Origin of the sequence: Finegoldia sp. BIOML-A4 (assembly GCF_009679635.1) — a bacterium.
Lineage (GTDB): Bacteria > Bacillota > Clostridia > Tissierellales > Peptoniphilaceae > Finegoldia > Finegoldia magna.
This window is the reverse complement of sequence record NZ_WKZC01000006.1, coordinates 1-18391: the sequence shown is the minus strand read 5'-3', so window position 1 is coordinate 18391 and position 18391 is coordinate 1. Positions and strand designations below refer to the sequence as shown.

At 31.9% G+C, this 18391-nt stretch carries 20 protein-coding genes and 1 rRNA gene; all 21 read right to left on the bottom strand.

The window, feature by feature from the left end:
* Nucleotides 1–5: 5 nt before the first annotated feature.
* Entirely contained in the window at nucleotides 6–317 is a 312-nt protein-coding gene (locus GKG01_RS05820; protein ID WP_002836812.1) for a V-type ATP synthase subunit F, read from the bottom strand.
* Nucleotides 310–1308 (bottom strand): V-type ATP synthase subunit C, encoded by a 999-nt coding sequence (locus GKG01_RS05815; protein ID WP_094224888.1) that lies wholly within the window; start codon nucleotides 1306–1308, stop codon nucleotides 310–312. Before GKG01_RS05815 ends, GKG01_RS05820 begins: the two co-directional genes overlap by 8 nt.
* An 8-nt stretch (nucleotides 1309–1316) precedes the next feature.
* Nucleotides 1317–1871: a V-type ATP synthase subunit E gene (locus tag GKG01_RS05810; protein WP_154271791.1), complete on the bottom strand. Its 555-nt coding sequence runs from the start codon at nucleotides 1869–1871 to the stop codon at nucleotides 1317–1319.
* Between the two features lie 11 nt (nucleotides 1872–1882).
* Nucleotides 1883–2359, bottom strand: coding sequence for a V-type ATP synthase subunit K (locus GKG01_RS05805; RefSeq protein WP_002836815.1), 477 nt, complete (start codon nucleotides 2357–2359; stop codon nucleotides 1883–1885).
* A 9-nt stretch (nucleotides 2360–2368) separates the two neighbouring features.
* Entirely contained in the window at nucleotides 2369–4309 is a 1941-nt protein-coding gene (locus GKG01_RS05800) for a V-type ATP synthase subunit I (protein WP_154271790.1), read from the bottom strand.
* Entirely contained in the window at nucleotides 4309–4620 is a 312-nt protein-coding gene (locus tag GKG01_RS05795) for a hypothetical protein (protein WP_094208833.1), read from the bottom strand. Before GKG01_RS05795 ends, GKG01_RS05800 begins: the two co-directional genes overlap by 1 nt.
* A gap of 81 nt (nucleotides 4621–4701) precedes the next feature.
* Nucleotides 4702–5331: a uracil phosphoribosyltransferase gene (gene upp / locus GKG01_RS05790; protein WP_110058019.1), complete on the bottom strand. Its 630-nt coding sequence runs from the start codon at nucleotides 5329–5331 to the stop codon at nucleotides 4702–4704.
* 44 nt (nucleotides 5332–5375) lie between these two features.
* Nucleotides 5376–6404: an L-threonylcarbamoyladenylate synthase gene (locus tag GKG01_RS05785; RefSeq protein ID WP_110058018.1), complete on the bottom strand. Its 1029-nt coding sequence runs from the start codon at nucleotides 6402–6404 to the stop codon at nucleotides 5376–5378.
* A gap of 1 nt (nucleotide 6405) precedes the next feature.
* Nucleotides 6406–7392, bottom strand: coding sequence for a YvcK family protein (locus GKG01_RS05780; protein ID WP_154271847.1), 987 nt, complete (start codon nucleotides 7390–7392; stop codon nucleotides 6406–6408).
* A complete protein-coding gene (gene rapZ / locus GKG01_RS05775; RefSeq protein WP_154271789.1) occupies nucleotides 7361–8218 on the bottom strand; it encodes an RNase adapter RapZ in 858 nt (285 codons plus the stop codon). The genes GKG01_RS05780 and rapZ overlap by 32 nt, the downstream gene beginning before the upstream one ends.
* Nucleotides 8219–8226: 8 nt before the next feature.
* Nucleotides 8227–8976 (bottom strand): PHP domain-containing protein, encoded by a 750-nt coding sequence (locus tag GKG01_RS05770; RefSeq protein WP_156849810.1) that lies wholly within the window; start codon nucleotides 8974–8976, stop codon nucleotides 8227–8229.
* Complete coding sequence (gene murB / locus GKG01_RS05765; protein ID WP_154271788.1) at nucleotides 8966–9871, bottom strand: UDP-N-acetylmuramate dehydrogenase; 906 nt, start codon at nucleotides 9869–9871, stop codon at nucleotides 8966–8968. Before murB ends, GKG01_RS05770 begins: the two co-directional genes overlap by 11 nt.
* Nucleotides 9858–11105: a folylpolyglutamate synthase/dihydrofolate synthase family protein gene (locus tag GKG01_RS05760; protein WP_154271787.1), complete on the bottom strand. Its 1248-nt coding sequence runs from the start codon at nucleotides 11103–11105 to the stop codon at nucleotides 9858–9860. The genes murB and GKG01_RS05760 overlap by 14 nt, the downstream gene beginning before the upstream one ends.
* An 88-nt stretch (nucleotides 11106–11193) precedes the next feature.
* On the bottom strand, nucleotides 11194–12261 hold the full coding sequence (prfA, locus tag GKG01_RS05755; protein ID WP_094207346.1) for a peptide chain release factor 1: 1068 nt from the start codon (nucleotides 12259–12261) through the stop codon (nucleotides 11194–11196).
* A gap of 2 nt (nucleotides 12262–12263) precedes the next feature.
* On the bottom strand, nucleotides 12264–13055 hold the full coding sequence (gene prmC / locus GKG01_RS05750) for a peptide chain release factor N(5)-glutamine methyltransferase (protein WP_094207347.1): 792 nt from the start codon (nucleotides 13053–13055) through the stop codon (nucleotides 12264–12266).
* Entirely contained in the window at nucleotides 13049–13945 is an 897-nt protein-coding gene (locus tag GKG01_RS05745; RefSeq protein WP_094207348.1) for a DUF1385 domain-containing protein, read from the bottom strand. Before GKG01_RS05745 ends, prmC begins: the two co-directional genes overlap by 7 nt.
* A gap of 78 nt (nucleotides 13946–14023) precedes the next feature.
* Nucleotides 14024–14227: a 50S ribosomal protein L31 gene (rpmE, locus tag GKG01_RS05740; RefSeq protein ID WP_002836835.1), complete on the bottom strand. Its 204-nt coding sequence runs from the start codon at nucleotides 14225–14227 to the stop codon at nucleotides 14024–14026.
* A gap of 100 nt (nucleotides 14228–14327) precedes the next feature.
* On the bottom strand, nucleotides 14328–15644 hold the full coding sequence (gene rho / locus GKG01_RS05735) for a transcription termination factor Rho (RefSeq protein ID WP_154271786.1): 1317 nt from the start codon (nucleotides 15642–15644) through the stop codon (nucleotides 14328–14330).
* Nucleotides 15645–15655: 11 nt separating this feature from the next.
* Nucleotides 15656–16339, bottom strand: a complete 684-nt coding sequence (locus tag GKG01_RS05730; protein WP_094207350.1) for a cytochrome c biogenesis protein CcdA — start codon at nucleotides 16337–16339, stop codon at nucleotides 15656–15658.
* Entirely contained in the window at nucleotides 16332–16958 is a 627-nt protein-coding gene (locus GKG01_RS05725; protein WP_094207351.1) for a thioredoxin family protein, read from the bottom strand. The genes GKG01_RS05730 and GKG01_RS05725 overlap by 8 nt, the downstream gene beginning before the upstream one ends.
* 1358 nt (nucleotides 16959–18316) lie before the next feature.
* A 5S ribosomal RNA gene (gene rrf, locus GKG01_RS05720) occupies nucleotides 18317–18391 on the bottom strand; the annotation flags it as partial.

The window sequence follows — 18391 nt, the reverse complement described above, 5'->3', positions numbered from 1 at the left end:
CTCCTTTACAAAATGTTCGCTCCAACAGCTTTTTCGACATTGGTATTGATTCTGTTCATTCCAATGTTCAAGCTACCTTGATTAGAAGGTATCAAGATAATAGCTGGTGAAACTTTATCATTATATCTATCTATTGTTTCTTTGATTTTTTCTGCTATTTGTTCAGTAATAAAAATCACTCCGTAGTCTTCTTTTGCTAATCTATCAACTGTTTTTCTAGCATCAGTGCTTTCAATAGATTCAAAAACATCTACTCCCAAAGCTTTGAAGACCAACACAGAATCTCTATCACCTACTACAGCTACTTTTTTACGCATAACTTAACCTCAACTTACTCCTGATATAATCAGGTTTCAATGAGTTAATCTTTCCTACAAAAATAATCCTAAGATTCTTAATTTCAGTTTCTTTTGCAAATAAATATCCAAACAAAACCTCAGGTCCATAAGTAACCTTTTTGATTTCTTTGATTTTTTCCATCAAATAATCATCCATTGCCTTTTCAAAGACAGATAAACTATTTGATTTCTTATACTCACTGATAGCTTCTTTTACATAATAGTAAATTCTAGCTTGTTTGAATAATGGACTATCTTCGGTAATTTCAGAATGCAATTCACTTTCAAACTTTTCAGATTCAATACTACCATTAGGAATAATGACTTTTTTCAAAAATTCTAAACTTTTCTTTTGGTTTTGAACTCTAAGTAAAGTTTTAATATTAGTAAAATCTATCAAATCTTCAACGTATTCATTTATCAAATCTGAATCAATTTGTTTTGCAATTTCTGAAGTTTCCACAAAATACTCTCTGTCGGCATAAATATCTACCATTTGAGGATCTTTGTTTTCTTCGTAATCAGCGATTGAATCTTTGATAACTTTATCAAAATGTTCCATTTCAATTTCAGTATTTTCTCTAATTGAATCTCTCATGCTTTTGAATTCAATTCTAGTTATATCGCTTAACATTGAAGAAAAATCTTCATCTTTTAGATATTCTTTAATCAACACTTTTAAATTATGATAATCGTATTTTAATGCCATTAAGTCGACAGGAAATTGGAAACTACTCATATCATACATGTATTTATAAGTCTTTTTTAACTCATTTTTCAAAGCAACATCGTAATTCTTATAATTATCAAGCTTTGCAAATTCTGATTGATACACTGAATCCGAAAGTAATCTTACAGTTTCTTCTAAATTACTTGCATCTATCAGTCTTTCATAATCATTCTTACTCAACAATTCCTTTTCTTTGACACGAGTTATAGCAGATTGATGTATGAAATCTTCTTTTTTCATATTATCACCTACTTCTTAAAAAGAGTTTTTGCAATTTCTACTTCCAATTCATCTTTCATTGAATCGACCAGTGAAGAAAAATTATTATTGATTAATACATTACCTCTTTTAATACAAAATCCGCTGTCAACAGTTTCATCTGATATTTTTACATTAAAGTTTTCATTCTTCAAACTATCATACTTATCAGATTGTAATACTAACAAATCATCACTATTCAAATTCATTTTGGATAAACTATTTGTTAGGTATTTTTTATAATCTTCAAGTGACATATTCTTTAATTTATCTTTAATTTTTTGTAAAACACTATCGATTACTTCTTGTTTTGCAAAAAGCGCATTATCTCTTGATTTTAAAACAACTTGAGATAAGTGTCTGTCGTACACGCCTTTTGCTTCAGATTCTGCTTTGTTTAATATTGTATCTTTTTCTTGATTAGCCTGGTCTATTTTAGTTTCAATGATTTTTTCTTTTTCTTGATTTGCATTATTTAGAATTTGTTCAGATTCTTTTTTTGCATCTTCAAGAATTTCATTAATTATATTATCTAAATTAGACATCTAAATCACCATTAAGCTTGGATTTGGTTCATTAATAAGAATGAAATAGCGAATGCTAAGATGGCATATAACTCAACCATTACTGCATAGATAATACCTTTTGCTTGTTGAGGTTCATTCTTTGCTAAGATATTGATACCACTAACTGCTACTTTACTTTGAGCAATTGCTGAGAAATATCCTACAACTCCTACTGGTAATGCTGCTGCAATGTAAACATATCCTTGTGCTAAGGAAATACTTCCACCAGCAAGTTTGAATAGAATTAAAATACCAATTACGAATCCGTACAAACCTTGTGTACCTGGTAATAATTGAAGTACTAATGACTTACCGAATTTTTCTGGTTCTTCAATAACTACTCCAGCTGCAGCTTCCCCTGCTCTACCTACACCTTTAGCAGATCCCATACCTGAGAATAAAACTGCTATTACTACTGATAATACTCCTAAAACTAATCCACCGTTTTCTAAAAAGAATTTTTCCATAATATCCTCCTATTTGTTTGTTATGTTAAAATATTCTGATTCTGTTATAAGTTTCTTGAATGGCACTCCACCACCTTCGTAGAACTTATTGAACATTTCTACGAAAATCAATCTTGCAGAGTGAACGTATGCTGACAAGTACGATAAGAATGCGTTAAATGCTTGGAATACCACAAATACGATAAGTCCAAATATGAATCCTATAATACTTGATCCAGCCATCATTTTTACAATCATATTAATTGCTACAGCAATATATGCTCCTGATAAGCCCAATGCCATTAGTCTCATATATGATACGAAATCTCCAATCCAGCCAGATATTCCGTACAACGAATACAATCCTGAGCCAAGCTTACCACCAATGCTTTTTGCATCTCTTCCTGCTGTTAGGACTATCCCCACAGCTGATGCTATGGCAATCCATTTTGCAATTGTCAATGCCACAGCTGGCAATGCTAAAGTCTTACCAATTAGTAAAACTAATATACTAATAATAATTAAATACCATAGTCCTACATCATAAAATGCATCTAAAGGTTTGTGATCTCTGATCAACATGTAAGCCTTGATTCCCAATGCAAAGAATAAATGTATAAAACCAAAGATTAAGCATAAAACTATTAAAGTCATTGCGTTTTTGCTTGTGTCAATGATAGGTGTCATTGGTATAATTCCACCGAAGAACGATCCATAAATGTATCCCCAGAACATTGATGCAATTGATATGAACATAAAGAATTTCAAGAATTGTTTTTTCTTTTCATCAAGATTAAAAATCTTGAGAGCTACGATTATTGCTAAAAATACAATCAATCCATATCCCAAATCACCAATCATCATTCCTGAGAAGAAACAATAGAAAGGCGCCAATAATGGTGTTGGATCAACTTCGTTGTATTTTGGCAATGAATACATTCCCGTTATACTTTCAAAAGCTTTTGCAAATCCTCTGTTTTTTAAAATAATTGGTACATTTGGATCATTCTTATCTGCTGGATTCATTTCCAAATAATACTTATTATTCAATGAGTTTTGTAGTACATTTTCAAAATCTTTTTCCTTGTCGGTAGGAACATATCCTTCGATAATATCAATCTTATCTGTCCTCTTAATTTTGCTTGTAGCTTCTTCTTTTAAGCTGTTGTTTTCAAGATAATCATGATAAATCTTAAATTGTTCAGTCAAATCTGTTTTTGATTTAATTTGATTTTCTATTTCTTTGTATTGCTTTTTATTTGCAATGATTTGTTCGTCAATATTTCTGATTTCATCTTTTACAAGTCCATGTGATTTAATATTAATATTGACAAATCCATTGTCTCTTAGGATATCTTGTGCTTTTTCATAATCCTTAGAGATAACCAGCAAGTAAACAAAGCCTGAATTACGAGAAATTTCTTCGATATAAATATCTTCAATATCTTTTGTGTTTAATTTCAACTGATCGATGAATTTATCACTTACAGTTCCTGTAACTACCTTAACCCTTTCAAAATCATCAATCTTTGAAATATCCAAATCTAACTTCTCCCATGGAGTTAATTCAGATTTTTTTTGGTTCAAGGTTTGATTGTTCTGATCAAGTTCAGTTAGTTGTTTATCCAAAGATGAAAGTTCTTTGTAGTGTTCATCAAAGTCAAAATCAAGTGCTTTTTTAGTAAGCTCATCTAGTCTAAATGTTTTCTTACCTTGTTTTAATTCGTCTATCTTATTGTGCTTTTCTGAATACTTTTCAAGCAAATCTATAGCCCATTTTACTTTGGTAAGCTTTTCACTAGTGCTAACAATTTGTTCAGAATTATCTAAATTCCTTACACCTTGATTTTCGTCATCTGCCTTCTTTTCATCAATATGAACATAATTAAACTTTTGAAGATCTTCGAGTAATTTTTCCCTATCATAATCAAATGAATACAAATCAAATTTGCTCATTTTTACAATAGCCATTAACTCACTATCCTTTCAACGATTTTGTCTACAAGTCCTTCAACTGTATCAATGTCGATGTTTTTAATACTTTCGTTATTCATCTTAGCTTTTTGTTCCAAATCTTTTGATTCTTCAATTGCTTTATTCTTTGAAGATTCTAGTTTTTCATTTCGAACTTTTTGTGCTTCATCGATAATGTCGTTGTATTTTTGTTCAGCTTCTGATTTTGCATCCTCTAAAATGCTTTTTCTTTTTTCATTAGCTTCATCGACAATAAGCTTAGCCTTCTCTTCAGCTTCTTTAATTTTTGATATAGCAGTATCTGACATTGTTTCACCTCCTAATTAGAGATGGTTTTAGAATATGAAAAATACTCTAAAACCATAAGTATATAACTAAAAGCCTTAAAGCTATTTAGTACCAAATAATCTGTCTCCTGCATCCCCTAAACCAGGTACGATATAACCGTGTTCATTTAATTTTTCATCAAGACCTGCCACGTATATATCTACATCTGGATGCTTTTCTTGAACCATTTTGATTCCTTCTGGAGCCGCTATGATATTAACCAATTTGATGTTCTTACATCCATGCTCTTTTAAAAAAGTAATCGCTGCTTCTGCTGAACCACCTGTTGCAAGCATTGGATCCACAACGATAATATCTCTTTCTTCAACATCTTTTGGCAATTTACAATAATATTCAACAGGTTTTAATGTTTCAGGATCTCTGTACAATCCGATGTGTCCAACCTTTGCTGCTGGTAGTACACTCAAAAATCCTTCAACCATTCCCAAACCTGCTCTTAAAATTGGAACTACTCCCAACTTTTTACCACTAAGAGTTTGGCCGGTAGTTGTTCCTATCGGAGTTTCTACTTTGCAATCTTCTAATTTAAAGTCTCTAGTAACTTCATAGCACATTAAAGTTGCTATTTCAGAAACTAACTGTCTAAATTGATTGCTTCCTGTGTTTTTATCACGTAAAATTGTTAATTTGTGTTTAATCAACGGATGATCAAATACAGTTACTTTACTCATAATTCCTCCTATAAAATAAACTTTATACTCTTTATTATAACATACTAAATTAATTCTATATTATTGGCACAAGATTTTTTAAGCCTGTTCATTATACTTATACCCATTTTTTGTTCATTTACCCCTTCACAAATTAATAATTTATAATTTAATTTATCTAACTCCCTGAGGTAAGAAAAGATATTGTGTGCAAAATTCAAATAATCATTTCTTTTTGAAATTATTTTTACATTTTCGAAATTTACATTCGTTGCAGTTTCTTCACACAGTATAAATCCAATTTCGTCGGTATTTATTCCCAAGCTATTAACATAACTTTGTATGTTATCCATGTTTCCTTTGATTACTATGAGTTTTGTTTTAGGTGCATAGTGCTTGTATTTTTGTCCTGGGGATTTCGGAACAGTGTTAGAATCAACTAATGATTTATCGTACACAACCTCATCCAAATATACTTCCAGATCTTCTTTTGTGTAAAAACCAGGTCTAAGTATGGTGTACGGTTTCTCCGTCAAATCGACAACAGTGGATTCAATTCCAATGTTACAACTTCCTCCATCCAAAATCATTTCAATCTCACCTTTCATATCACTATACACATCTTGTGCATTAGTTGGTGATGGCCTTCCCGATTTATTTGCAGATGGAGCTGCTATTGGACAATTTGATTTATCTATCAAAAATCTTGCGATTTCATCCGATGGATTTCTAATTGCAACTGTATTTCCTCCACAACTTACAACGTCATTAACTTTGTCACTTTTTTTGAAAATTATAGTCAATGGACCTGGCCACAAATTATCCATCAATTTTTTTTGATCTTCAGTGATTTCTGACGATAAATTTCTGACCATTTCATCATTAGTTACGTGCAAGATTAGTGGATTGTCTCTTTTTCTTCTCTTGACATCGAATATTTTTTTGCAAGCTTCTTCATCTAATCCATTTGCTCCTAATCCGTATACTGTTTCTGTTGGAAATGCAACTACACTTCCATTTTTTATTAAATCTGCAGCTTTTTCAAGTGCATGTATTTTGTTTTGTCCGTCTAATTTTTCAATAATCGTATTCATACTAATATCTTTCTAATATAGTTTTCATCAATTTATTCGAATCATGCACAATATAATCATAGCTAATATCACATATATCAGCTTCTATGATTTCTATGCCTAATTTTTCCATATTTTCACGATCTTCATCTGTAATATAAATCGGCGTAGAGTTTTCAATTGATTTGTATCTGTATTTCGCATATTTGTCTACTTCCTTGGAATTAACGACAATTTTGTCTATAATGTTTGAATTTGCGTGATCAATAATGGCAACTACATGATCTGTAACGTTGTAACCATTAGTTTCTCCAGGTTGAGTCATGATATTTAATATGTACACAACTTCCGCCTTTGTTTCTTTTAGTGCGTTTGATATATCTGTTACTAAAAGATTGGGAATTATTGATGTGTACAACGAACCTGGTCCTAATAGAACAATATCTGCATCCATTATGCTATCTATGGATTCTTTTAATGGCAAAAGCAGTTTAGGTGATGTGAATACTCGTTTGATTTTACCTCCGTTTTTTCTGTTCAAAAACGTGATGTTCGATTCACCTTCAATAGTAGATCCATCTTCTAATTCAGCAAATAATTTGACATTATCCAAAGTCATTGGCAGTACTTTTCCTGTAATCGCAAGTACGTTACTTATTTCTTTTATTGCCTCGTTGAAATCGCCACATATATCATTCATCGCAGCTATCAATAAATTCCCTAAGCTCTGACCTTTTAATTGACCATTTGAAAATCTATAATTTATTAATTTTTCCATTATAGGTTCAGTATTAGCAAGTGCCACAAGACAGTTTCTAATATCACCAGGAGGTAACATTCCCAAATCTTCCCTGAGAACTCCACTTCCTCCACCATCATCAGCTACAGTTACAATCGTCGTTATGTTTGATGTGAAATTTTTGACGCCTCTTAGCAATATAGAATTACCTGTCCCTCCGCCTATAGTTACTATTTTTTTACCAAAATTTTTGGTCTCTGTGGGATACATAAACTTTTTCTCCATTTCCCTCAAGCCTTGTTGTCAAAGCTTGTGCTATTGCAACGGACCTGTGCTTTCCGCCGGTGCATCCTATTCCTATAACCAAGTTTGTTTTTCCTTCTTTTGAATATTTGGGAATCAAAAATTCCATCATATCCACCAATTTATCCAAGAATTCATTTGCTTCTTCAAATCCAAATACATACTCTTTTATATCTGTATTTAGTCCAGAAGATTTTTTTAATTCTGCTATATAGTAGGGATTCGGAAGAAATCTGACATCAAATATCAAATCTGCATCCAGCAAAATTCCATGCTTAAATCCAAATGATACTACAGATATTGCTAGTTTCGTGTCTACATCTTTAAGTGAAAATGCAGATAATATTTTTCTTCTCAATTCTCCCAGTGTCAAATTAGAAGTGTTGATGATTGAATCTGCTGAATTTCTGACTTCACTTAGAAGTTCTCTTTCATTAGCTATGCCTTCTGAAATATTTCCATTGACTGCCAACGGATGTGGCCTTCTATGTTCTTTGTATCTTCTGATTATAATTTCATCTGATGCATCCAAATACAAAATTTTAACATCAATACTTTGATTTTTCAAAAGTGTTATGGACTTCATCAAATCAGCGAAGAATTCTCCACCTCTAATATCTACTACACAAGCTATTTTGTTGATTTTTTTCTTGCTTTTTGTAGTCAAATCGATAAAACTTAATAAAAGAGATGGCGGCATATTATCTAATGTATAATAACCCAAATCTTCAAAAATATCGCTACTGGCACTTTTGCCAGCTCCACTCATTCCTGTAATAATTACAACTTCCATGAAATCTCCTAATCGATGTTTATAATTCTACTAATATCCAACCCTGATTCAATTACTCTTTTGATGCTGTCATTCACATTTGCAATATTTTTTCTGTGATGAGCATCACTCCCTAAACTAAATTTAACATTATAATGTGAAGAAATTTTGATTTCTTCTACAGATAAGTGCGGATGATGGTTGTTAATCTCCATAACTGTGTTTGTTTTTTCGCATGTTTGTGCGATTTTTTCGATATCAACATCTATTTTATCTCCTGGATGAGTTATTATAAAAATATCGTTGTTCTCCAATGCTTTTACCATTGTATTTGTATTCAAATCAATCATTTTTTCCCTGACCGATTGTCCCATCCGGCTCAATCTTTTTAAAACATGATAATTATAAAAAGATTTGTTGTCTACAAATCTAACTCCATCATGAAACCCAAGATTGATAAAATCAAAATACTTTTTCTCTTCTTCTCTAATATCAATCTCTCCGTTGTAGCCAATTACGTTGGCTTCAACTCCCATCAGAATTTCAATATCGTCGTACTTTTCTTTGAGCCTATCAATTTCTTCACGTTGTACAGGAATTAATTTTCTTTTTATTCCGTACATTAAGTGTCCAGGGCCGTGATCAGTTATGCTTATAGTCTTTAATTTTTTTGATCTCGCTTCTTGTACAATTTCTTCGATTGTACTTTTCCCGTGATTGTTACGACTGTAAACTGAATGCACGTGATATTCTCTGGTTAATTTTATTTTATCTTCCACCGATAATTCTCACTTCTGGTTCTAACTTCACATTGAACTTATCAAACACGACTTTTTGCACATGTTCTATAACGGCTACAACATCACAGCATTTTGCATCTCCAACATTGACTATGAATCCACAGTGTTTTTCACTAATCATTGCATCATTGTATCTGTAGCCTCTAAGTCCTGCTTCATCAATCAATTGTCCAGCAAAATGTCCTTCTGGCCTTTTGAATACAGATCCACATGAAGGAAGTTCCAATGGTTGCTTTGATGTTCTTCTTTCTGTGTAATCGTGAAAATTATTGAGGATTTCTTGTTGGTCACCTTTTTTTAGCAAAAATTCAACTTCCAAAACGACTAATTTTTCATCTTGAACTCTTGAATGTCTGTAGGAAAAATCCATCTCATCACAGTTAAAATATTTTACATTCAAATCTGTATCAATAACCTTAACTCTGTGAACAATATCTTTCATTTCTGTTCCATATGCACCTGCATTCATTGTAATAGCCCCTCCAATGTCTCCAGGTATGCCGCTAACAGCTTCAAAACCAGCGTAAGAGTTATTAATAGCTAATTTACTGACAGCGCTCAATAACGCCCCTGATTTTGCAGTTAGAATATCACCTTCAATTTTCATATCGTTGAAATTATCGTGTAATTTAATTACAACTTCTCTCAAGCCTTCATCGCTAACTAACAGATTGGATCCATTACCTATAATTCTGTAAGCAAAGTCATTTTGTTTTATTAATTGAATGGCATTTATTATTTGTTCTTCAGTCTGAGGAAATATCATAACATCACAACTACCTCCAATTTTGAAAGTAGTGTGATTTTTCATTGGCTCATCGTATAAAATTTCTCCGATATTTTTCCCATCAAAAACTTTTTTATAAATGTTCATAAGCTTGCTCCGCACTGTACAACGTTCCAAAAATTATAATTACATCGTCTTTGAAATGTTCAATTGCATAATCCACAGCGTCATTTACGTTTGATTTTGCGACAACATTATCGCTGTAGGCTTCGATTTGCTTTTTCAAATCTTCTGCTTTTAATGCTCTTGGTGAATCTGGCGTAAATGTCACAAATGCTTTGGCATTTTCATGGATTAGTTTGATTTCATCGTTATAGTCCTTGTCTTTCAATACACCGTAAACAAATACGATTTTCTTATCACCAAACACAGATTCTATTGATGATTTCAAAGCTTTAACCCCATCGGCATTGTGTCCGCCATCGTATATTACTGTTGGGTTTTGTCTAATCACATCAAATCTTGCAGGAATATATGCGTTTTTGAAACCATTGATGATATCTTCATCAGACAAATCGAGTTCATCTCTTAATACATCAATAGCACTCAATGCTAATTGCGCGTTAAATAATTGATATCTTCCAACCAACCTAGTTTCAATATGCAAATTTTTCCAATCAAAAGAATTATGAGTAGCGTTGATTTCAATATTTTTCGCCTCATCAAAATCGCAAATGTATAGTTTGTTATCTCTTTCTTCTGCAACTTCTCTGAACACATCCAATACACTTTCTTGTTGATTGTAAACGACACATCTTCCATTTTGTTTCATGATACAAGCTTTTTCATAGGCGATTTCTTCCAAAGTATTTCCCAAATATTCTTGGTGATCCAATCCAATTTTTGTAATTACAGATAACAAAGTTTCATCTGTAGCGTTGGTAGCATCCAATCTTCCGCCCATTCCAACTTCAAGAACCACATATTCGCATTTTTGTTCTGCAAAATAATAAATCGCGCACAAAGTTATAAATTCAAATGTAGACACCTTTATATCATTTTCTTCAATAGTGTCCTTGATAATTTCGAAAATTCTCATAAAATCTTCTTCTGAAATTTCTTTGTCGATTTTTATTCTATCGTAAAAATTAATAATGTGAGGTGATGTAAAAAGTCCAGTTTTATAACCATGTTCTTTTAGTGTTTGATATATAAAAGTTGATGTAGAACCCTTACCATTAGTTCCTGCAACGTGGATTATTTTAAAACTTTTTTCGGGATTACCTAGAATTTTCAAAGTTTTTTGCATTCTATCAAGTCCCAACTTGTAACCATCTCTTCCAATTTTATCCAAATATTCATAAATTAATTCACTATTCATTTTTATCTCCTAAATTTAAATATATATCTAATTATATCATTACTTGCTATAATATAAAAAACTCGAGCATTTAAACTCGAGTTAATTTTTAATTCATCATTTTTAATTTTTCAGCTTGATCGTAACTTGTCAAATCATCGATCATTTCTTCAATATCTCCATCTAAGAAATTTTGTAATTGGAATATAGTTTTGTTGATTCTGTGATCAGTTATTCTTCCTTGTGGGAAGTTGTAAGTTCTAATTCTTTCAGAACGATCCCCTGTACCAACTTGAGATTTACGAGCATCTGCTCTATCTTTGTTCTTTTCTTCTTCCATCAAATCATATAATCTAGATTTCAAAACTTTCATAGCTTTGTCTTTATTTTTTATTTGAGATTTTTCATCTTGACAAGTCACTACAAGGCCTGTTGGAATGTGCGTTATTCTAACAGCAGAGTCAGTAGTGTTTACGCATTGTCCACCGTTACCACTTGCTCTGAACACGTCAATTCTCAAATCTTTTTGTTCAATCTTAATATCAACATCTTCGGCTTCCGGTAAAACAGCAACAGTTGCCGTAGATGTGTGAATTCTTCCTGAACTTTCAGTTTGAGGAACTCTTTGAACTCTGTGAACTCCTGATTCGTATTTTAATCTAGAATAAGCGCCTTTTCCTTTAACCATCATAACAGCTTCTTTAACACCGCCAACACCTTGTTGTTGAATATCCATAACTTCAGTTGTCCAGCGTTTTTTATCAGAATACATTTGGTACATTCTCAAAAGTTCACCAGCAAATAAACCTGCTTCATCACCGCCAGCGCCTGCTCTTATTTCAATAAATACGTTCTTTTCATCGTTAGGATCTTTTGGCAACAACAAAATTTTCAATTCTTCTTGATCGTTTTCGATTTGTTCTTCCAATGTTGAGATTTCATCTTTCAATAGTTCTTCCATTTCACTATCTCCAGTAGTACCCAACAGCTCCTTATCTTCTTGTAAATTTTTCAAATTATCTTTGTATGACAAATATTTATTAACAACTGGTTCTAAATCAGCGTGTTCTTTCATTAATTTCGTCCAATTTTCCATGTCAGCGATAACTTCAGGATCTGCGACTTTTACTTCTAAGTCTTTGAACTTATCAACAACACTATCTAAATTTTCAAACATAATTACCTCCTCGCAATTATTACTCTATCAAAACCGTTAAAATCTTTAATGCAATAGTGATTTCCAAATCCGTTTTCATCTAAAATCTCAAATATGCTCTCTCTTTGATTATAACCTATTTCAAAAGCAAGCATACCATCTTCATTTAAATAATCACTAGCTTGATTTATTATCTTTCTATAAAAATACAGTCCATCATCTCCACCAAAAAGTGCAGATCGTGGTTCTTTTAAAATTTTTGTTTCAAGTGAATTGAAATCTTTTTTGTCTATATAGGGCGGATTGGAAACTATCAAATCATACTTAGAATTCACATTCTCATACAGATCAGAATAAATAAACTCAACATTAGTAGCATTTAAGGTTTCTGCATTTTTCTTGGAAAGTTCAATAGCCTTTTTGTTTATATCCACACCCAAAACATTTGAATTCAATTCCAAATTCAAAGTAATGGATATTATTCCAGATCCAATCCCGATTTCAAGTATATTGTCAAACTTACGATTAATCTTGATTATTTCGTCTACTAAAATTTCAGTATCAAATCTTGGAATTAAAACATCAGGATCTGTATAAAACTTTCTATTGTAAAAGTACTTAAACCCAAGTATATATTCGATTGGAATATCCTCATCGTAAAGTCTTTTGTATTCTAAAATTATTTTCTCATCACTCTCGTTAATCTCATCATTCGAATGAATAATAGAATCAGAAAAACTATAGTTATATAATTTTTCCAAAATCATCAGACAATCAGATTTATCGAATAAACTGTAAATATCCTTGATTACCATAAATCTTCATCTTCTTTTTCTGGAATAACACTTTTAAGTGCCAATATAGCAACTTCTATCATCTTGTCGTCAGGCTCTCTTACTGTAAAATACTTTTGAACCCATAATCCAGGTTTAACAAGTAGTGCCGTTATTGTATTATCGTATTTTCCGATTAATCTGTTAATTTCATACGAAATTGATACAATCACTGGAAGTAATATTATACGATACAACATTCTCATCAACTGATTTGGCCATCCAACTAAACCTAACACCAAAATTGAAATTATCATAACCGTAAACAAAAAACTAGTACCACATCTCGGATGAAGTCTACTTTGTTTTCTAACATTTTCAACAGTCAAATCCAGTCCTTGCTCATAGCAATAAATACTCTTGTGTTCAGCACCATGATATTCAAAAACTCTTTTCATATCTTTTGAATGAGAAACTATAAAGAGATATGTGAAAAATATTATAATTCGTATCAATCCTTCGATTAAATTGAAACTGAAAGATGAATGATTTAGCTTAACAAATGATGTAAGAAAAGTTGGAATGAAGAAGAAAAACAGTAACGCCAATGCCACTGATGCAATTATAGAAAACACATTTTCTACTTTTCTGGCATTGTTTTTAAAATGCTTATCGAAGAAGTTTTCGCTATCATCTTCGTAAAAACTTGCTGAATACATCAAAGCATCCATTCCCAACTTCATCGAATCAAACAAACTAACAACTCCTCTTATAAAAGGAATCTTCATCAAATTTATTTTATTGTTTTCTAAGTCTTTTACAACCAAATCAATTTCTTGATCAGGCTTTCTGACCGCTATGGAGTACTTTGAAGGGCCTCTCATCAGAATTCCTTCGATTAAAGCTTGTCCACCAATTGTAGTTTTCTTCATTTCAATTTACCTTTTCATCGTTCATTATCTATTTTTTAACACAAAAATACCAGCACCAAAAAGGTACTGGCAAAAATGCTAATCCATGTTGTATTTTTTCTTGAATTTTTCTACTCTACCACCATGTTCTACAAATCTTTGACGTCCTGTATAAAATGGGTGACATTGACTACAAACTTCGACGTTTATGTTTTCTTTAGTAGATCCTACTTTAAAAGTATTGCCACAAGAAGCGCAAGTTACTGTAGCTTCGTGGTATTCTGGATGTAAATCTTTTTTCATATTATCACCTCGTTTTTCTCAAAATTATTTTCGACTTACCTATTATAACACATGAGTATGAACTTGTCTACAAAATTTGAATATTTCAGTATAAATTTATTTACAAACTTTGCAAATTATTTATTGATTTTACAAATTCTTGGTTTGATTTTGTGTTTTTGATCATTTTTATAATTTGGTCTGCAATATTTTTGTTTTCTTGTGAATTCAATTGTTTTCTTATTTTATTAATTGCTGATAATTCTTCTTTTGTAAGAAGTAATTCATCTTTCCTAGTTCCGGATTTGTTCAAATCAATTGCAGGGAACACTCTCTGTTCCGACAGGCTCCTATCCAATTTGATTTCCATATTTCCAGTTCCCTTGAATTCTTCGAAAATAACATCATCCATTCTGGATCCTGTTTCAATCAAAGCCGTCGCCAATATAGTCAATGAACCGCCTTCTTCAATATTTCTTGCCGCACCGAAAAATCTTTTAGGACCATTCAATGCTAAAGGATCAAGTCCGCCGGACAAAGTCTTACCTGAATAAGGACTAGTAACATTATATGCACGAGATAATCTAGTAATTGAATCGACCAATATTACGACATCTTTTTTGTGTTCTACAAGCCTCTTGGCCCTCTCTATTACGATTTCAGCAACCCTAATATGATTTTGAGGCATTTCATCAAAAGTAGATGCTACAACATCTGCTCCCAAAACAGAACGCTTCATATCTGTAACTTCTTCCGGTCTTTCATCAATTAACAAAACAATAACATGAATTTCCGGATAATTTTTTCTTATAGAGTTTGCTATATTTTTTAGTAAAGTCGTCTTACCTGTTTTAGGTGATGCCACAATCAAGCCTCTTTGACCTTTTCCAACAGGACTTATCAAATCCATAATTCTCATTGAAACATTCTTTGAATCTCTTTCTAAAGTCAATCTTTCTCTTGGATAAATCGGCGTCAAATTCTCAAAATCAGATCTATTTCTAAGATTTTCAACAGTATCTCCATTTACACGATTCACATAAATCAAAGCATTGAATTTTTCTTTATCCTTTTTCTCACGAGATAATCCCTCTACAAAATCCCCTGTCTTTAGTTTAAATCTTCTAACTTGAACAGGAGGTACGTAAGTATCATCATCTCCTGAATCGTATCCTTCCGATCTCAAAAATCCATATCCGTTTTCGTGTAAATCCAAGATTCCTTCCACTTTCAAAGGATCCTTCAAATCTTTTTCTTCATTAGAAGAAGAATCTTCGTAATCATCCTCAGAATTATTTCTCTCATTAATATTAACTTGACTAATAATCTCTTTTATCAAATCTTGCTTATTATATTTACTAATACCTGCAACACCTACAGCTTTAGCAATAATCTTTAAATCTTGTAATTTTTTAGATTCTAATACATTTTTTTCCAATAAATTTCCTCCTACATACCTTGGTACAAGAAATATAATCCAAATAACATCAATACTGCACCAAGAACTATTTCTATTATTTTAGAAACTTTAGTATATGAATCATTTTGAATAATCTCTTCGACTTTACCCATCAACAAAGCAGACATAAATACCAAAAAGCAATTCCCAATACCATAAAATACAAACAAAATAATAGAAAATAAAATATTTCTAGTATTAGCCGCTATAGCCATCAATGAAACTAAAACAGGTGTTGAACATGGAGATGCAAACACCGCTTGAATAACGCCAGCTAGAAAAGCTCCCAAAAGTCCAGTTTTTGTAATTTTGCTAGACTTATTTAAGCTAATAATCTTAATAACATGCCAATTTTGAAACGCCATAAGAATTAAAAGTATTCCAATAACAATATAAAAAACTCTACTAAATTGATTTAAAATTTTTCCTACTAAGGCAGCCGTCAATCCAAAAATTGTAAAAACTAAAATACTACCTAAACTAAAAACCAAAGCCACCTTGAAAGATTTTTTCTTATCGTAATTATTCCCCGACAAATACCCAATTATAATCGGAATCATCGGCAATGAGCAGGGAAGAAAACTAGTCAAAATCCCCGCAACCAAAGAAATAATAGGAGCCAAATAAACATAATCCTTGACTAATTTTGACAAAAATTCTAATAAACTATCCATTTATCATATCCGAAATCAATATTTCTAATTCGTTTTCCTTCAACAAACCTTCGTGAATGTATCCCTTTTTACCATTTACAGTAACCTCTTGGAAATACTCATCCATCACGATTTGAGCCTTATCAGAAAATTTAAAATCTTCTTTTAAAGGAATAAAAATTTGTGTAGGAGTAACTCTAATACCAGCTTGTGACGCGAAATCATTGTTCACATTAACTTCAACATCCTTAACAACGGCTTTCCCCTTGAACTTATTGAAAGTATTGTCTATATATGGAGCCATTTCCTTACAAGGAGCACATTCAGTCCAAGTAAAATTTACAAAAACAGGCTTATCGTAAGATAAAAACTTTTCAAAACCAGCATCCTTGCCAGCAAATAAAACATCTTCCTTGTCTACTTCCTTGTAAGCTTCCTTGAAATTATTTAAATTTGATGAACTTGTATTCTCACTACTAGAACTACTATCTTCTTTAACATTTCCATCAGTCTCAGTTTGCTTAGCACTATTATCATTATTAATTGGCATAACTGGTTTATTCTTTATAAAAAACATAATCAAAACAGCTACCGCAATAAATGCAATAACTAAAATTGATTTTGATTTATTACTCTTCATAATCATTTCCTTTCTTTAATTCTGATCTATTATATATTCAAATTACTATTGATTTACTATACTATTATATCAAACTTGCGTTCTTATTTACACCTCAATTCATTTTCATAATATAAGATTTTAGCTGTGAGGCTGAGCGAGTGAGAACATTAAATTTTCCACAAGATATTCGTGCAAGATGTTTACATATTTTTTGACCTACGTGTGTCTTACAACTGTTCTCTATCGAAATTCTTTTTACAATTTTCTATCCTCATCTTGCAATCCCCAGCACTGCGAAACGTTAAAGCAAACAATCGAAGCTAAGAATATCAACATATAAAATTTAATGCTTCTTATGAGCGACGCTTCGAACGATGAAATCTTCAGTTAAATTTTCTTAAAAGAAGATTTCTGAAGTGAGGCTGAGCGAGTGAGAACATTAAATTTTAACCAAAGATATTAGTGCGAGATGTTTGCTTATTTCATTACCTATGTTTATCCTGCAATCCCTAATACAACGCGAAACCTTAAAGCAAACAATCGACGCTAAGAATATCATACGGAGAAAATAATCATAAATTCAAGCGAAGAGAACCGTTAAAAAATTGTGCTGTCTGAGTGCGTAGCACGAGTTCACAATTTTAGGTTCATAAGCTTAGAATTTATTTATTTTCGTAGTCTAGATATTCGTGCAAGATGTTTGCTATGGTCTCAACCTATGTGTATCTTGCAACCGTCGTCTAGCGAAACCTTATAATCATTTTCTGTCATTGTCCTGCAATCTCCAAATTCACGAAAGCTTCAAGCAAACAATCGAAGCTAAGAATATCATACGGAGAAAATAATCATAAATTCAAGTGCAGTGAACCGTTAAAAAATCGCACTGTTTGAGCGTTAGCGAGTTTGCGATTTTAGGTTCACAAGCTTAGAATTTATTTATTTTTGTAGTCTAGATATTCGTGCAAGATGTTTGCTATAACTCTTACCTTTGTGTGTCTTGCTACTGTCATCTAGCGAAACCTTATAATCATTTTCTGTCATTGTCCCTCAATTCCACAACTTCGCGAAACCTTTTAGCAAACGATCGAAGCAAAGAATATCATCATATAAAATTTAATGCTTCCTATGAGCGACGCTTCGAACGAGGAAATCTTCCATTAATATCTTTTAAAAGAAGATTTCTGAAGTGAGGCTGAGCGAGTGAGAACATTAAATTTTTCTCAAGATATTTGTGCGAGATGTTTGCTTATTTCATTACCTATGTTTTTCTTGCAACTTTTATATAACGAATTCTATAAACCATTTTCTATCTTAATATAGTTAAAAGAACGCACAAAAAAAGACCTAGCGGACATTGTCATCACTAGATCTTAATTGTTTGGCGACTACCTACTCTCCCACGACGTTTCCATCGTAGTACCATCGGCGTTAAGAGGCTTAACTTCTGTGTT

What these genes read in the sequence shown, in the direction of transcription:
- GKG01_RS05820 (WP_002836812.1), bottom strand. Translation starts at nt 317, where the DNA reads ATGCGTAAAAAAGTAGCTGTAGTAGGTGATAGAGATTCTGTGTTGGTC.
- GKG01_RS05815 (WP_094224888.1), bottom strand. Translation starts at nt 1,308, where the DNA reads ATGAAAAAAGAAGATTTCATACATCAATCTGCTATAACTCGTGTCAAA.
- GKG01_RS05810 (WP_154271791.1), bottom strand. Translation starts at nt 1,871, where the DNA reads ATGTCTAATTTAGATAATATAATTAATGAAATTCTTGAAGATGCAAAA.
- GKG01_RS05805 (WP_002836815.1), bottom strand. Translation starts at nt 2,359, where the DNA reads ATGGAAAAATTCTTTTTAGAAAACGGTGGATTAGTTTTAGGAGTATTA.
- GKG01_RS05800 (WP_154271790.1), bottom strand. Translation starts at nt 4,309, where the DNA reads ATGGCTATTGTAAAAATGAGCAAATTTGATTTGTATTCATTTGATTAT.
- GKG01_RS05795 (WP_094208833.1), bottom strand. Translation starts at nt 4,620, where the DNA reads ATGTCAGATACTGCTATATCAAAAATTAAAGAAGCTGAAGAGAAGGCT.
- upp (WP_110058019.1), bottom strand. Translation starts at nt 5,331, where the DNA reads ATGAGTAAAGTAACTGTATTTGATCATCCGTTGATTAAACACAAATTA.
- GKG01_RS05785 (WP_110058018.1), bottom strand. Translation starts at nt 6,404, where the DNA reads ATGAATACGATTATTGAAAAATTAGACGGACAAAACAAAATACATGCA.
- GKG01_RS05780 (WP_154271847.1), bottom strand. Translation starts at nt 7,392, where the DNA reads ATGTATCCCACAGAGACCAAAAATTTTGGTAAAAAAATAGTAACTATA.
- rapZ (WP_154271789.1), bottom strand. Translation starts at nt 8,218, where the DNA reads ATGGAAGTTGTAATTATTACAGGAATGAGTGGAGCTGGCAAAAGTGCC.
- murB (WP_154271788.1), bottom strand. Translation starts at nt 9,871, where the DNA reads ATGAACATTTATAAAAAAGTTTTTGATGGGAAAAATATCGGAGAAATT.
- GKG01_RS05760 (WP_154271787.1), bottom strand. Translation starts at nt 11,105, where the DNA reads ATGAATAGTGAATTAATTTATGAATATTTGGATAAAATTGGAAGAGAT.
- prfA (WP_094207346.1), bottom strand. Translation starts at nt 12,261, where the DNA reads ATGTTTGAAAATTTAGATAGTGTTGTTGATAAGTTCAAAGACTTAGAA.
- prmC (WP_094207347.1), bottom strand. Translation starts at nt 13,055, where the DNA reads ATGGTAATCAAGGATATTTACAGTTTATTCGATAAATCTGATTGTCTG.
- GKG01_RS05745 (WP_094207348.1), bottom strand. Translation starts at nt 13,945, where the DNA reads ATGAAGAAAACTACAATTGGTGGACAAGCTTTAATCGAAGGAATTCTG.
- rpmE (WP_002836835.1), bottom strand. Translation starts at nt 14,227, where the DNA reads ATGAAAAAAGATTTACATCCAGAATACCACGAAGCTACAGTAACTTGC.
- GKG01_RS05730 (WP_094207350.1), bottom strand. Translation starts at nt 16,339, where the DNA reads ATGGATAGTTTATTAGAATTTTTGTCAAAATTAGTCAAGGATTATGTT.
- GKG01_RS05725 (WP_094207351.1), bottom strand. Translation starts at nt 16,958, where the DNA reads ATGAAGAGTAATAAATCAAAATCAATTTTAGTTATTGCATTTATTGCG.